The sequence below is a fragment of the Cyclobacterium sp. 1_MG-2023 genome (assembly GCF_030546805.1).
Classification (GTDB): domain Bacteria; phylum Bacteroidota; class Bacteroidia; order Cytophagales; family Cyclobacteriaceae; genus Cyclobacterium.
In genome coordinates this window covers 36,200-49,643 of the sequence record NZ_JAUOPC010000016.1, presented here as the reverse complement: position 1 = coordinate 49,643, position 13,444 = coordinate 36,200, and the positions used below count along the sequence as shown (strand labels likewise).

General features: G+C 36.3%; 16 protein-coding genes and 1 pseudogene. 1 reads left to right on the top strand and 16 read right to left on the bottom strand.

The window, feature by feature from the left end; all coding sequences use genetic code 11:
• Positions 1 to 20: 20 nt before the first annotated feature.
• The 11 genes from Q4534_RS21045 to Q4534_RS20995 form a co-directional block, all read right to left on the bottom strand.
• Positions 21 to 437, bottom strand: coding sequence for a cytochrome c maturation protein CcmE (locus Q4534_RS21045; protein WP_303615130.1), 417 nt, complete (start codon positions 435 to 437; stop codon positions 21 to 23).
• Between the two features lie 3 nt (positions 438 to 440).
• The gene (locus Q4534_RS21040; RefSeq protein WP_303615129.1) at positions 441 to 683 is read right to left on the bottom strand and encodes a CcmD family protein; all 243 of its coding nucleotides are present in this window, start codon (positions 681 to 683) and stop codon (positions 441 to 443) included.
• A gap of 1 nt (position 684) precedes the next feature.
• Positions 685 to 1,359, bottom strand: coding sequence for a cytochrome c biogenesis protein CcsA (gene ccsA / locus Q4534_RS21035; RefSeq protein WP_303615128.1), 675 nt, complete (start codon positions 1,357 to 1,359; stop codon positions 685 to 687).
• A gap of 747 nt (positions 1,360 to 2,106) precedes the next feature.
• Positions 2,107 to 2,400 carry a ferredoxin family protein gene (locus Q4534_RS21030; RefSeq protein WP_303615127.1) on the bottom strand — a complete coding sequence of 98 codons (294 nt, stop codon included), beginning with the start codon at positions 2,398 to 2,400 and terminating at the stop codon, positions 2,107 to 2,109.
• Between the two features lie 93 nt (positions 2,401 to 2,493).
• Entirely contained in the window at positions 2,494 to 3,411 is a 918-nt protein-coding gene (locus Q4534_RS21025) for a VOC family protein (RefSeq protein ID WP_303615126.1), read from the bottom strand.
• Between the two features lie 101 nt (positions 3,412 to 3,512).
• Positions 3,513 to 4,826: a DUF3570 domain-containing protein gene (locus Q4534_RS21020; protein WP_303615125.1), complete on the bottom strand. Its 1,314-nt coding sequence runs from the start codon at positions 4,824 to 4,826 to the stop codon at positions 3,513 to 3,515.
• Between the two features lie 13 nt (positions 4,827 to 4,839).
• Complete coding sequence (locus Q4534_RS21015) at positions 4,840 to 5,052, bottom strand: DUF4266 domain-containing protein (protein WP_368509167.1); 213 nt, start codon at positions 5,050 to 5,052, stop codon at positions 4,840 to 4,842.
• Positions 5,049 to 6,029 carry an FAD:protein FMN transferase gene (locus Q4534_RS21010; protein ID WP_303615123.1) on the bottom strand — a complete coding sequence of 327 codons (981 nt, stop codon included), beginning with the start codon at positions 6,027 to 6,029 and terminating at the stop codon, positions 5,049 to 5,051. The genes Q4534_RS21015 and Q4534_RS21010 overlap by 4 nt, the downstream gene beginning before the upstream one ends.
• A 1-nt stretch (position 6,030) precedes the next feature.
• Positions 6,031 to 6,471 (bottom strand): thioredoxin family protein, encoded by a 441-nt coding sequence (locus Q4534_RS21005; protein WP_303615122.1) that lies wholly within the window; start codon positions 6,469 to 6,471, stop codon positions 6,031 to 6,033.
• 445 nt (positions 6,472 to 6,916) lie between these two features.
• Complete coding sequence (locus Q4534_RS21000) at positions 6,917 to 7,324, bottom strand: DoxX family protein (protein WP_303615121.1); 408 nt, start codon at positions 7,322 to 7,324, stop codon at positions 6,917 to 6,919.
• Between the two features lie 84 nt (positions 7,325 to 7,408).
• The gene (locus Q4534_RS20995) at positions 7,409 to 7,936 is read right to left on the bottom strand and encodes a Crp/Fnr family transcriptional regulator (RefSeq protein ID WP_303615120.1); all 528 of its coding nucleotides are present in this window, start codon (positions 7,934 to 7,936) and stop codon (positions 7,409 to 7,411) included.
• A 278-nt stretch (positions 7,937 to 8,214) separates the two neighbouring features.
• Between Q4534_RS20995 and Q4534_RS20990 the strand changes: the two genes are divergently transcribed.
• Positions 8,215 to 9,540 (top strand): sialidase family protein, encoded by a 1,326-nt coding sequence (locus Q4534_RS20990; protein ID WP_303615119.1) that lies wholly within the window; start codon positions 8,215 to 8,217, stop codon positions 9,538 to 9,540.
• 360 nt (positions 9,541 to 9,900) lie between these two features.
• On the opposite strand, the gene Q4534_RS20985 is transcribed toward Q4534_RS20990, so the two are convergent.
• The 5 genes and pseudogenes from Q4534_RS20985 to Q4534_RS20970 all read right to left on the bottom strand — a co-directional run bounded on the left by Q4534_RS20985 (position 9,901) and on the right by Q4534_RS20970 (position 13,387).
• Positions 9,901 to 10,290 (bottom strand): nuclear transport factor 2 family protein, encoded by a 390-nt coding sequence (locus Q4534_RS20985; RefSeq protein WP_303615118.1) that lies wholly within the window; start codon positions 10,288 to 10,290, stop codon positions 9,901 to 9,903.
• A 68-nt stretch (positions 10,291 to 10,358) separates the two neighbouring features.
• On the bottom strand, positions 10,359 to 11,249 hold the full coding sequence (locus tag Q4534_RS20980) for an MBL fold metallo-hydrolase (protein ID WP_303615117.1): 891 nt from the start codon (positions 11,247 to 11,249) through the stop codon (positions 10,359 to 10,361).
• 83 nt (positions 11,250 to 11,332) lie between these two features.
• The gene (locus Q4534_RS20975) at positions 11,333 to 11,914 is read right to left on the bottom strand and encodes a Crp/Fnr family transcriptional regulator (protein WP_303615116.1); all 582 of its coding nucleotides are present in this window, start codon (positions 11,912 to 11,914) and stop codon (positions 11,333 to 11,335) included.
• A gap of 93 nt (positions 11,915 to 12,007) precedes the next feature.
• Positions 12,008 to 12,172, bottom strand: a pseudogene (locus tag Q4534_RS24140) (hypothetical protein); the annotation flags it as partial.
• 549 nt (positions 12,173 to 12,721) lie between these two features.
• Positions 12,722 to 13,387 carry a heme exporter protein CcmB gene (locus Q4534_RS20970; RefSeq protein ID WP_303615115.1) on the bottom strand — a complete coding sequence of 222 codons (666 nt, stop codon included), beginning with the start codon at positions 13,385 to 13,387 and terminating at the stop codon, positions 12,722 to 12,724.
• Between the last annotated feature and the right edge of the window lie 57 nt (positions 13,388 to 13,444).

The window sequence follows — 13,444 nt, the reverse complement described above, 5'->3', positions numbered from 1 at the left end:
GATAATAGTTCAGGAAGTAATCAAGATGCGCTTGGTTTTACATCAGTTTCCTGGTATTTTGAAGGGCACTTCATCAAGATTTTTTCCGCCACAAACATTTCTTTGGATTTGTATGTACCTATGACTACTACTTGTTCTGATCTTTTAAAGTCTGCGGGCACAGGTTCATTGTAATAGACCTGCTGCTCCGTTCCATCATTGTCTACCATAACGAAAGTAAAAGAAGTTTTGTCTTCCCCCACCTCAATACCTTCTACTTCACCGTTTTGACCTTTCTTAAGTTGACCCACAACATGAATTGCTTCCGTTTTTCCATTCAAAGCCATTGTTTTGGCTGTAGAAAAACTTTCATATGTGCTGGCATCACCAATGGAAGTGATAATGATGACAATCGCAACAGCAATAATGCCTAGGCCTAAAATATGTCCTCTTTTCATGATTTAATCGTTATATTTTTTCTCCAAACCACTGATTTTACGGTCAGTTTGTATCACATAAACGAGAATTCCTCCCAAAACAATTCCAATTATGCTGACTAATACGTAAATTTTTCCTTCAGAACGCATTTTATCCGCCATCTCGACACCGGAATTTTGGTAATCCTCTTCTGTAATCCCTATTTTGTCCTGTGCTTTTACGAAAAAGCTGATAAAAAACAGGAAAATAATAATGAACTTTTTCATATTACTGATTGATCAATTTGTCTTCTAAATTTCTTTCCAAGCGCCTAATCCTCACCCTAACTGTACTGATCCAAGCGCCTAATAAGGTCCATCCGATAATGGCAGGATAAAAAACCTTTCTAAGGTTGCTGTCCATATCATAAGCGTTAAATCCTGGATTGCCACCATTGCCGGGGTGAAGGCTGTCTGTAAGCCTAGGGAGGATAAATATCAAAGGGATGAATACCGCAAAAGCGAAAATGCTGTAAACAGCACTGATTTTGGCTCTTTGGTAAACATCTGTAAGGGAGTTTCGAAGAACCAGGTAGGCGAAATACATTAGCAATCCTATGGCTGAAGCATTGAGCTTAGGGTCATTGGTCCAAAAATCACCCCAAGTAAACTTGGCCCAGACCATGCCTGTGGTTATGCCAATGACTCCAAAAAGTATGGCCCCATTGGTGAATTCAACTGCCATGTCATCGTCAGCAAGGCTCCCCGTTCTCAAATGTCTTACACCATATACTACAGCCACAACCAGCATAATTAACATCCCAAACCACATGGTCACATGAAAGAACAATCCTCTGATGGTTTCATTCAGAATGGGAAGTCTGGGAACATCAATCAATAAACCTTCAATTATGGTATAAGCCAGCAATAATATGGCTAATATTTTCCACCAATAAGCCTTCATATTCGATAGTGTTTTAGTGGGTCAAGTCCTTCCCATTGCTTTCATCCCTAGATAAATATCCTTGAATGCCTGCATATACAACTACAGTGGGTACAGGTGGGGGGATTATTTATGACCTCATTGAATCAACACGCAAAAATAGGGCATATTAAGTGATTTATTTACTTTTATCCCGTTTATTTGCTTACCGGTAAGTGTAAATGATATTACTGTTTTTAGTGCAGCTTTAAGAAAGCATATAAACTGCTTTTTCGAAGCATTAGAAAGGTTGCTTTTTTTAGTTAAAGTGTTGGATACTGATATTTAATTTGGTTTCGGAAATTTCTTTAAAAAGTGGAAATGATTGGTTTTCTTTCAGATAGTTTGACCCGTCTGTCCTCTAAAGGAAATACTTATGTCTGCAGAGCTGCATTGGGATGCACTGATCTAAGTTTAGCGAAGCATAACTTAGACCTAAAATGCCGAAAGTTTCCAACTTTCGTTCTAAAGCCCAGCTTTCCCTCCACACCAATTGATTCATGAAAACCCCTCAATAGCAATGGGCTTGAGCCCATTTATAAAGGACAATATCATTTCATCTGGCTTTAGCCAAAATTTGGAGGGGAAATGGATGCCTCTAAAGCCCCAAAAATAAGGTTAATCGGTAAGTATTTTCAAAACCATCTTATAAGGGCCATTTAACGATTTCAGTAGCCTATCCTACAATTGAGACTGGAGAGAAAGAGCAATCCATTATAGGATAAAAGATTAAAGGCTTCTTCGCGCAAGTTTGATAGCTTTTTCTGGGCAAACCTGAACACATATACCACAGGCATAACACAAATCCGGGGCTTTTACATAGGCTTTTTTTGGTTTGAAAAATGTTTTTAATTTCCCTTTTAAATTCAGCGTTAATCGATCTTCGGCAGTAATTGTACGAATTTCCAATACATCATAGGGACAAGCAGGGATACAATCTTCCTTATCACCACAATTACTAAGGTTGATAATGGGGACTAACTTCCCACTTGTTTCGTCGCATTTTGATTTGTCTTTATTCATATAAAGAGGAGTTTTCAGAAGTTCTTTTCACCATAGACCTTGTTCTTTAAATGTAAAGCAATGTTCTTTTTTACAGGTTTTACCCTTTTTCAATTATTCAATCGTTAAAAGCAGCTTGTTACCTGTAGGATCATATACACAATAGGATCCATTTTTTTCTTCAAATACAGTCACATTATTTAAGGCCTCGCTTAGTTTTTCTTTGGTGCTATAGTTAAGTTGAAAATGAGCCATTCCAGCATGATCAGCTGGGGCCAATGGTTTTTCCATTCCATGCCAGGAATTCATCGCCAAACGGTGTTGGTAAGGACCTCCTGCGCCCAAATCGGCAAACATAAATTCTGGGAAGTTATTGAATTGAGTAAAACCTAATTTTTTATAAAAAGCATTGGCTTTTTGAACATTGTTGGCGTAAAGGTGTAAATGGCCAATATAGGTATGCTTGGAAAGCGGTTTATCTAGATCTTTGTTCTCCAAATTTTCCAGTATCTTGTCTAAGTCGAGGTAGACCGAAGCACCTAGGATGTTACCGGTAGCATCTTCAATTTTGATTCCTCCGTCACTTATCACTTTTTTGAACCTTTCAGGAGTTTCCAGTGTGAATTCCACATTGATTCCATCTGGATCGTCTAAATAAAGTGACTTTGACATGGTGTGATCCACAGGTGAGTAGGGATAGTAGTTGTCATGTAAACGATGCAACATTCTGGCAAATTCACCTTTGTTTGGTGCATGAATAGCAAAGTGGTAAATCCCGCTATAGCCTTTTTTAAAAGGAGTCTTGGCAGTTTGGTGTACGACTACCAACGTCTTGGTTTCAGTGCCAAATTCAGCACTGTTTTCAGTACTTTTTCTTAGTTTCATACCTACTATTTTGGTCCAAAAATTAGTAGACTTTTCCAGACTTGTATTTTTCAGGTGTATTGCTCCAAAAGAAGCAAATTCCTCTGAAATTCTATTTTTTTGATTTTTTATCGGATTGGCTTTAGCCAAGGTTGAAAATGTGTCCATATTTTTTCTAAAATCGAAGTGCCATTTCTTTTTAATTAATGTTTTTTGCTGCACAGTTCTAAGTATTTTGTTGGATCAATTCGGTTTATATTTTATTCCACTTAATCCCTTACGAATTTAAATCCCACTGAAATCATATTGGAGCGAAATGAAGTATTCCGGTCGTACCGATAGAATTTAAGGTCAATACTCTTCAATCCCCATTTCGCAATATGGGCTTGGGTGAAAATATCAGTATAGGAGACCCCAAACCCGAACTGATTGGCAGAGAATTCAGACAAATCATAGTCAGAAGTGTAAAATTCATCTGTTGACATTGCTCCTTCATAGGGATTAAAATAATCAGCAGCAGTTTGGTTATAAAATCTGTAAGATGGATATAAAGTAAACTTACTGCTAACTTTGATTGGGACCTCAATACTGGCTGTATAGGAAGTAATTCCCCAGTTATCGAAATAATACCTGTAAAATGTTCTGAGTGCAAGCCTCTCATTTAAGTACCAATTAAGTCGCCCACCAATCGCCACTTTAAACCTATTGTCGGGAAGCCGCTCATTGGCGTCTGCCAATTGGAAATCATCTATAAATGAGTCTGCTACATCGCTGAAGTAGACCCTTTGAAATGGAGTAGAGAGTAAGCCTTGCTGTTGTACAAAATCCAAGGCCATTGAACCTTGAACATTCTTGTGAAGGATTTGAGAAATTCCTAATCCCATCGAATAAGAATTTCGTCCTTTGGCAGCATATTCATTAAAAATAGGACTGTAATTAGGGTTGCCTGTAAGGGTATTGTTAGTAAATAAGTTGTTTGTTAAACCATTTTCTCCGCCCGAAAAAGGTCTTAATTCTATTGGGTAAATTGTAGTCCAGGAATCAAAAAACACATTCCCTTTTACACTAAGTTCTGTATTTTGCTCATTGAAGAGTTTGGTATAAGCGCCTCCTGCACCTATTGAAAAATAGTCATATTCATTGGTGAAGGATATGCTTGTAGACCAAATGGAATTGCGGTCGTCAGAACTATGGCTATAGCTTCCTGTGAAATTTGTCCAAACATCACTTTTGGAAGCGCCAGAGGAGGCCTGAAAAGCATCTGCATTTCCGCCATCAAATGGATCTATATTACTGGATGAAGCAGAGGTATATGCAGATATTCCTGCGTCAATGGTTAAAATGTCATCATCGTTTAAAGGGATAGAAATTATAAATGAGGTAGTGAAATCGGTTAAAGCTTCGGTTCCAATGCCACCACTTACAGCGGCATTATCACCGCCCTGACTATAATAACTCGATAGAATATCGACTTCCGCGCTTTCTAATACCCGTTTTTTATATACCTGGGTAGTATCTTGAGCAAAACCTGCAAATGATGTTGTAACCAAGCAAAGGAGTATGATATATTTTAAGGTATGCATATTTCTTGTTTAATTAATTACAGCCACATCCACCACCAGTTTTTCCACCGTTGGCACCAACTGCAGCTTCTCTGTATGAATGCATAGTGGTTACATTTCGGTCAAACTTCTTATCAGAAAGCCCCATGTCCGGATCATTGATGTTTATTTTCTCATATCCTTTTACAACCATACAGCTATTTGAAAGACAAGTGATAATGGAGAATATTAAAATTATTTTTTTCATAATTTATCGATGGCTATGTTATTCGATTTTGAAATGTTTCCCTTGTCATCTATAATGATGCATTCTATGTTGGGAAGTTGATTGATGCGGTCCAATCCTGCTTCTTTGCCCATTACAAATACTGAAGTAGCAAGGGCATCTGCGAGTTCTGCCTTTGGCGCAAAAACAGTTACACTAATTATTCCAGTTGAAGGATATCCTGTTCTTGGGTCAATAATGTGTGAATACCTTTTGCCGTTAAATTCAACATATTTCTCGTAGTCTCCAGAGGTGACAACAGCACCATTGCTGATTGGTAACAAAGCAAAAACCTTGTTCTTATTGAGTGGGTTGGTAATGGCCACTTTCCATTCGTTGCCATCTACTTGCTTGCCCCAGGAATTCATATCGCCCGAAGCATTGATAATGCCAGAAGTAACTCCTTTAGCTACAAGTAATTTCTTTGCCATATCTGCTGCATAACCCTTCCCAATGGCCCCAAAACCTATTTTCATTCCCTTAATTTTGAGAAACACAGTAAGCTTTTCTTTGTCTAGCAAAATATTATTATAACCAACTTTGGTTACTGAAGCACGTATGTCTTCCTCTGAAGGCATTTTTCTCATACTGCCATCAAACTTCCAGATTTTATCCATTGAGGCATAAGTTATATCAAACGCGCCATCCGTCAATTTCGAAATCATCATGGCCCGCTCAATAAGGTTGAATAGTTCAGCCTCAACTTTGACTGGTTTGATTCCAGCGTATTTATTTATTTCTGAAGTTTGAGAATTTTCATCCCAGGAAGAGATTAATTTTTCTATTCTGTCGATTTCTTCTATTCCGCTTTCTATATAATTTTTTGCTGTAATAGAATCTTCGGCAACGACCGTGATATCAAATCTGCTCCCCATTAATTTCAGGGTGCGTTTGTGAGCTTGTTGTGCCTGAGATGTAAATGATAGTGAAATTACAATGAGCGTAACAATGAGTCTCATTTTACTTGATAAAACTGTCCAATTCCTGAATATAAGCTTTTGGTGTGGTTTTCTTATAGCCCGTTTCTCCCAATAAGTTTCCTCTATTGTCCAGTACAACTACCAATGGGAAAACGCCATTTTTATCATAAATCTCAGCCAACTTTGCGTTGGCAGCAGCTTGTTTTTCCGGAAGAGCATTTTTCTTTTTACGAGGGAAATCGGCCTGAAACATTATGTAGTTGTCTTTAGCGTAGGTTATAAATGTTTCGGTACTCCAAATTTCCCGACTTAATTTAATGCAAGGCGCACACCAGTCCGATCCTTGGAATACCAAAATAATGGGCTTTTTTTCTTTAGTGGCCAATTCTTTCGCTTTTGAGAAATCAGTCTGCCAATCCTGAGCGAAGCCTGAACTAATACCGATAAATGCAATGATTAAAATGATGATGCTTTTTTTCATGGTCGGACGAATTTATTTTACTTTTCTCAGAAGCCTTTAATTCATAAACGGGTCTACTAATCAAGGAAAAAGTGTTTTATCTCCGATTCGAAGGCATGGGAGAATAACGTTTTGTAACTAATTTAAGTCCATATTTTTAACGTAATTTTGATTAAAAAGGCAACAATATGACCAAAGTCATGGAATCACTTTGGATTATGGACTGGGATTGCCTGATTTCAAGTGAAAGGTGATTCCATCAGGCTTTAAAACCGAAATTTGAAGGAGAAATGGGTGATTAAAAACCACATCTGGCTTCGACAAGCTCAACCACTGGAATTCAGCTCCTTTAAATTACCAATAGGGGGTTATCGCTTGGGCTAAAGTCCAAAATCAGTTACTCCCACACCATCCCCCAGCTGAAGCTGGGGGCTATTGATGATTGACGATCAATTCGCTGGGGAATTTATTTTGCGAGAATGGGGGCTTTTTTTGTTCTTCCCCAAGCTACAAATAAAGCAATTGCCATAAATACCAAATTAGCTCCAATACCTGAGTATTCACCTCGGGAAGCATGAAAAATCGCTGCCAATACCATAACTACTGCAAGTCCGATTGCTGCCCATACCGTTAAAAAAGGTTTGATACGAAGCAAGGAAGGAAGGATTAGACCTATACCGCCTAATAATTCACTAACACCAATAAACCTAACCAATCCTAAGGAAGTTGATGAAACCCATGGGAGTGATTCTGCCAATGCTTCAATAGGCTGTGTAGCTTTCATTAAGCCTGCCATTATAAACATAACTGCCAATAGTACTTGTGCAATCCAAAGAGAGATATGTATTGCTTTGTTGTTTTCTTGATTTGCCATTTTTTTTAAATGTTTTTAATTGATAATGGCACAAAGTTGCGGTAAAGTGAATCGGTAAAAAATAAGATACCTTAAGAAAGGTATTTAATGCTCACTTTTTTTAGCCATTCTTCTTCTAATACCGCTTAAGTATTCCGGTGTAACCCCAATATAGGCAGCTATTAGTTTTAAAGGGAGCCTTTGCACCAATGTGGGATATGTTTCTGTAAAATCGATGTAACGCTGTTCAGATGTAGCACTTAGTAGTCCCAGAATTCTTTTGTTGGATGCAATAAGGTTGTTCCTGAACTTATTGGCGATGTCTACCACCACCTCTTTATCAAAGCTATCAATATCTATAAAGTCTGATTTGGAAATTAAAAATATCTCGCAATCCTCAATCGTCTCAATAGAGACTGAGGAAGGTACCTGATTGGTAAAGCTATCCAAATCTGAAATCATCCAATTTTCGGGTGCAAACTGCATAATATGCTCTTTGCCGACATTGTCTACTGTGTAACTTTTTAAGCAACCTTTTTTTACCAAGTACCCATATTTAGCAGTTTCTCCCTGTTTTAAAAGGATTTCACCTTTCTTGTAAGTTTTTAAGGAGTTGATTTTTATGCTTTTCATCTTAAATTAGGTTGGTCAATTGTTAGGCTTAAATTAAGTCTTTTGGCTAAAGAAATGAAAATTTTCTTTTCTGTTTGTGTTAGCCTTCAGGACGAATTTATGCATTTGTTTTTTGATCTTTTTACAAATCGGATTTTTGTTTATTGAAGGTATGGACAAATTTATCTAATTTGACTGATTAGATATCCCTGATAATACGATTCCTGTTTATGCCAATAGTCATTTACGTCCAACGCGGGTATATAGGGTGATTTTAATAGGTTATAGCTTTTGTAGTAATGAAAAATTTTATTACCAATCACATGAAAAAAGTATGGACTTTGGTTATAGTTGTCCTCATCCAGTGTTATGCATATTCTCAGGTAGGGCTGGGAATTGCTGCAATTGATGGATTAAACGATCTTCAGATGGTTTTTGAGCCTGGGCTGAAGGTGGGGGGCTTGACAGTTAGCAAAACATTCCAGCCTTCGTTTGTGGTTACGGAAAAAGGAACATTATTGGTGTTTTGTCAGGGTCGACTATTTGATGGTGAAGACAATGAACCCAAAGTGATTCTCATGAACAAAAGTTATGATTTTGGAAAGTCATGGGAAGGAGTGGAAGTGATTTCTTCACCAATGAACTTTTTTGCCATATCTCCCTATTCCGCAAGTATAGGAGGAGAAGAAAAAATTTCTTTCCTAACCTGTGTTGGATTAAAGGTAACAAAAGAGTTTTATAAGGATGATTTTTCCAAATTAAAGGAAGCTACTGGTATTGATATTGAGGACATAGGAAAGGATAAAGCTTCTGTATTGGTCAAGTATACCTCTTTGGATGATGGTAAATCTTGGACAATGGAGTATCTCAATGGAGACAATACACCACTTTTTAAAGAATACAATGGGTACATTCCTATTTTTATGAATACAATTGGACAAGTTCATCAAATACCAAAGGGTCCAAACAAGGGGAGGATGATCATTGCTGCTCCAATTTACTCAGTACCTTCTGGGAAAGAAGTCACAAATAATTTTAGGGATTATAAATGTTCAGGTTCAGGAATTATTTATAGCGATGATTTTGGGGAAACATGGAAAATGGATGGGATGATCACTGATTATCTAGCGAATGAGGCTTCTGCAGTTTCTATAAAGGAAGGAAATGAAATCCTTATGGTTCGGAGAATAAATAATTTTGAAAATTACAAGGAATATAATTCTGTAGAAATGATGAGTTTAGGGCGAAATCAGCGAATAGCCAATCTAAGTGGCGATGGTGGGAAATCCTGGTCGGATCCATTTTTAATTGACATTAGCGAAATAGCCTGTCATGGAACTTTGACAAGAAGGAATAATCGATTGTATTTCTCAATTCCGCTCGGACTTCAGGATAATAATCAACAGAAAATAGATTGGGATGATGACCGTATCAGAGGTGCGGTATTTTACAGTGATGATGAGGGGATTACTTGGAAATCAAAGGTTATTGAACCTTCCTATTTTTCTTACAGCACCTTAGGGAAATTAAACAATACATCAATGATTACTTTCTTCAGTCGTGGAGGTCATGGTAGATTAGGTATCGGATATAGGGTATTCTCGGATGAATGGCTGGAAAATTAATTATGGATAAAACCGAATTAAGTAATAAGGTATCTATTACGTGTTGAAACCACTTTAAAATCAGCTACTTTGTTGCTATTTTCCGAATAGTCATAGCAGTGCTATAACTAAATCTTCAAATAGCCGGAATTTCTTGCGAATATCCCTCTTCCTGATAAATCGGGAAAGGCTATACGAACCCTTTTACTTAATAAGGGTTATAAAGATTGAAGCTATTATGAGGATAATTATCTTTTAGAAAGTGAATCTCCCTATAGTGGGGCTTTAGCCAAAATTTAGAGAACAAAGGGGTTATTAATAAGAATGCATTTACCTATGACATCGATAGGCTTGGTCACCGGGCTTAATGGGGGTATAGTTTTAACGTATTGCTTCGTCAACCGATTTACTGTCCACAAACTGCTCAAAACTGATAATTTTGCCATTGTTTAGTTTCCATAAATGGGCAACCCGTGCTCCAAAATGCTTGTTCGTTTTTTTATAAGTACCTGAATAGGTGCCATAAGCAACTACTTTGTCTTCATTTGCAATATAATCTTCGGGTGAAAATTTATAATCGATCCACTCGCTACCCAAGCGTTTAAAAACATTTTCAGTAACACTCTCTAAACCAATATAAGTTCCTGCATACGGAAAGCCTTTAGCTTCTGTCCAACTGATATTTTCGGCTACATATTTGGCTAAATTCTTACCGTTCTCTTCTGAAGTATTGCCTTCATAGGTACTTTTTATTATTTCTAAATTTGTCATAACTTCTTGTTTAATACATCAACTTGACAATACTTTTAGTATTGTCAAGTTGATAATTATTGTGGATTTTACCATTTCATTTCTCCTGTGTTCACTTTTGCCCCTAGTATTAAAGCTGTTTCAAAAGTTAAATTTGGATATTTTGCTTTTATAGTTGCTATTAACGCTTCAGAAGTTTTATTGCTTTTCAAAGCCTCTTCATAAAATTGAATGTAATTTTTTGTGTGGTTTACAGCATCAATAATGAAATCTGAACTCGTATTTGCGTGTGCAGGGATTACTATTTCAGGTTTTAATTCGCTGATCGTATTTAAGATTGAGATCCAATTGTTACGTACCTCTGTAGTTTGTGCATCTGCCATCCACGCATTAAATGTTGTACCAAAAACATTAATACCTCCTAAAGCTGTTCTTATTGAAGGAATCCATACAAAAGTTCTTTTTGGGAAATTGTCTAGCCCAATGATTTCCAATTTTTCGCCTTCTAAATCAATAGAATTTCCTTTAAGAACCTGAGGTAAAACAACATTAGATGTAATTTTATCTCCTAATCTTTCGCCCCAAACTTCCAATTTTTTTTGAGCTGTTGCATTTATATGCTCCACAGTTGAAGGTGAAGCATAAGCTGTAACTTCTGGGAAATATTTTTTGAATACTTCTAACCCGAAATAAAAATCAGGATCTCCATGGGAAACATATATTGTTGTCAATTTTTTTCCAGAGTTTATTATTTCTTGTGCAACTTTTTCGGCATCTGCCAATGTAAATTGAGTGTCAATTAATACTGCATCATGCATGCCCGAAATTATTACTGATGCAACACCAAAACTATTTTCTGAGGCGTTGTAAACTTGAAATTTAAATTTGCTTGTTTCTATTGTTTTGAAATTTTGAGCTTGTGCTTCCATTTTGAATAAAATTAAAATTGTTAATAATACTGTTGAAATAATCGATCTCATTTTTGCTTGTTTTAAATTATGTTACAAAGATGCGATACCACCTGTCTCAAAACATTGAACAAGTTCAATAAGTGAATTTTCAACTATTTTTTAATAGCAATTTTTCGTCTAATTTTACTCAAAAACTCATGACTTATGCCCAAGTAAGCTGCAATTTGAACATTGGTTAATCGTTGAAAGAGCTTAGGATATTTTTCTATAAAGTCAATGTACCTCTGGTTTGCTGTTTTACTCAAATTATCAATCATTCTTCTTTGCAACGCGATATGCGTTTTTTGAGTCATTATTCTGAATAATTTTTCAATCTTAGGAATGTTATTAAAAGCAAATTCTTTATCTTTTTTTGAAATTAATAATACTTCACTATCTTCTAAGGCTTGAATATAAAGTTGTGAAGGCTTTTCATTAGTGAAACTGTCAATATCTGCAATCCACCAATTTTCTTGAGCAAAATAGAGTACTTGTTCAAAACCATTATTGTCTATGTGATATACTCTGAAGAGTCCTTTGGTAACAAATCCTTCAAACTTGCAAACCTCTCCTTCTCGCAAAAGGAAATGTTTTTTTAGGACCATTTTATTGTGAAATAAGTCGCAAAAATTTTCTATCTCTTTTTTTGAAAGAGTAATATGGTTTAATATGTTTTGTTTTAGTATGGCGGTCATATTCGAGAAGCTTCTAAATTTTGCCCAATAGTTAGTGGAAAATCCATTTTGTGCTTTTTTATATTTTTCTTAATTCGATTTTACCTTCCATTGCTAATTCTCATAATTGAGTTCTAAGTTTTGAATAATTTTCATTGTCGCGAGTAATTTTGTTAAGTAAGTGTAATTGAATGAACCCATGCCACTATATGCCCCAAGAATCTTCGAAATCGATCTTTCTATGGCTTCGCTTAATAAGGTTTTTGCTTTAAGAAACCCTTCTTTCCAGTTTTTCTAATTGTCTTCCATTAACAAGGTAATCAGTTTACCTAATATGCTTACTGTCTCGTTTATTTTATATCCATGTTTTAGAATAAGAGTATAATCCATCCAAGCTATTAGCCTCTCTACTTAGCTTACACTCTTTACTTAAATCTAGGATTTTGGAGAAGGAAAAAATCCTTGATCAAATGAAATTATTATTTATTTAATATATCTTCGGTTTTAATTCAAAGTATAAGTATCCTTTTTTAACCTATACAGGTGAATATTTGGGCTAGAACATAAACGAGATATTCTATTGCGATTCCCAGATGAGGTTAGGAGCAATTGAAATTGGTGATTTACTCGATTGGATAATTTAGTCATTAACCCTTTCTTTTGAAATACCGTAATCATTTAATTAAAATACCACCTCAATAAGAACGAGTTTCAGCCCTTTTATAAAGGGGTATCCCATATCACCCGGCTTTAACCAAAATTTGGAGGGGAAATGGGCGATTAAAAACCACATCTGACTTCGACAAGCTCAGCCAGCGGTTGGCAATTTTAACTCCTCCACAAATATGGAAAAAGGATGTATGAGGTAGCTGTAACGATGGCATTTATCGCCATCAATGTTAGTATCTTTTCTGCGCTTATACCCCTGTCCAACCCATCGATTGCACTTTTGGAAACTTGAATGGTCATTAAAAGAATGGGTATCATCACCGGGAAACTCAAAATGGCCATTAAGGTGCCATTATTGCCTGCCTTCGAGGCAATGGCCGAAACCATTGTCAATGCTGCCGAGAACCCTATAGCTCCTAACAAAAGGTTTAATAGAAAAAAAGTTTGGTCGGCTACCGGATTGCCAAAAACAATTCCAAATACAATGTAGCCTAATAGTGCTAATACTAAGGTGAGCCCGGTATTGTAAATGGTTTTAGATAAAATAATTGCTTCCGGAGAAGCAATCATAAAATAGTAAAACTGCCTTCCTTGTTGTTCTTGAACAAAGCTTTTTGCCACTGCATTTACTGCAGAAAATAAAATAATAATCCAATACAAAGAATTCCAAATAGGAACTTGTAATTTGCCTTGGCCTGCTCCCATGCTTAAATAGGCGATGAATACTGCACTGGTCACGTATAGAAGTATTCCATTGAGGGCATACTTTTGCCTCCACTCCAATAGGGCTTCTTTTTTTACCAGTAATACTACTTCTTTCCACATAGTAAAAGCAAATATAGGTACCTAAGAATAAAAATTTCTCCCATAAGGATAATTTAT

Excerpts from the sequence above, each read along its gene's own strand:
- Q4534_RS21045 (WP_303615130.1), bottom strand. The coding sequence starts at position 437 with ATGAAAAGAGGACATATTTTAGGCCTAGGCATTATTGCTGTTGCGATT.
- Q4534_RS20995 (WP_303615120.1), bottom strand. The coding sequence starts at position 7,936 with ATGAAAAGCATAAAAATCAACTCCTTAAAAACTTACAAGAAAGGTGAA.
- Q4534_RS21000 (WP_303615121.1), bottom strand. The coding sequence starts at position 7,324 with ATGGCAAATCAAGAAAACAACAAAGCAATACATATCTCTCTTTGGATT.
- Q4534_RS20980 (WP_303615117.1), bottom strand. The coding sequence starts at position 11,249 with ATGAGATCGATTATTTCAACAGTATTATTAACAATTTTAATTTTATTC.
- Q4534_RS21025 (WP_303615126.1), bottom strand. The coding sequence starts at position 3,411 with ATGGACACATTTTCAACCTTGGCTAAAGCCAATCCGATAAAAAATCAA.
- Q4534_RS20970 (WP_303615115.1), bottom strand. The coding sequence starts at position 13,387 with ATGTGGAAAGAAGTAGTATTACTGGTAAAAAAAGAAGCCCTATTGGAG.
- Q4534_RS21015 (WP_368509167.1), bottom strand. The coding sequence starts at position 5,052 with ATGAAAAAAATAATTTTAATATTCTCCATTATCACTTGTCTTTCAAAT.
- Q4534_RS20990 (WP_303615119.1), top strand. The coding sequence starts at position 8,215 with ATGAAAAATTTTATTACCAATCACATGAAAAAAGTATGGACTTTGGTT.
- Q4534_RS21020 (WP_303615125.1), bottom strand. The coding sequence starts at position 4,826 with ATGCATACCTTAAAATATATCATACTCCTTTGCTTGGTTACAACATCA.
- Q4534_RS20975 (WP_303615116.1), bottom strand. The coding sequence starts at position 11,914 with ATGACCGCCATACTAAAACAAAACATATTAAACCATATTACTCTTTCA.
- ccsA (WP_303615128.1), bottom strand. The coding sequence starts at position 1,359 with ATGAAGGCTTATTGGTGGAAAATATTAGCCATATTATTGCTGGCTTAT.
- Q4534_RS21005 (WP_303615122.1), bottom strand. The coding sequence starts at position 6,471 with ATGAAAAAAAGCATCATCATTTTAATCATTGCATTTATCGGTATTAGT.
- Q4534_RS20985 (WP_303615118.1), bottom strand. The coding sequence starts at position 10,290 with ATGACAAATTTAGAAATAATAAAAAGTACCTATGAAGGCAATACTTCA.
- Q4534_RS21040 (WP_303615129.1), bottom strand. The coding sequence starts at position 683 with ATGAAAAAGTTCATTATTATTTTCCTGTTTTTTATCAGCTTTTTCGTA.
- Q4534_RS21030 (WP_303615127.1), bottom strand. The coding sequence starts at position 2,400 with ATGAATAAAGACAAATCAAAATGCGACGAAACAAGTGGGAAGTTAGTC.
- Q4534_RS21010 (WP_303615123.1), bottom strand. The coding sequence starts at position 6,029 with ATGAGACTCATTGTTACGCTCATTGTAATTTCACTATCATTTACATCT.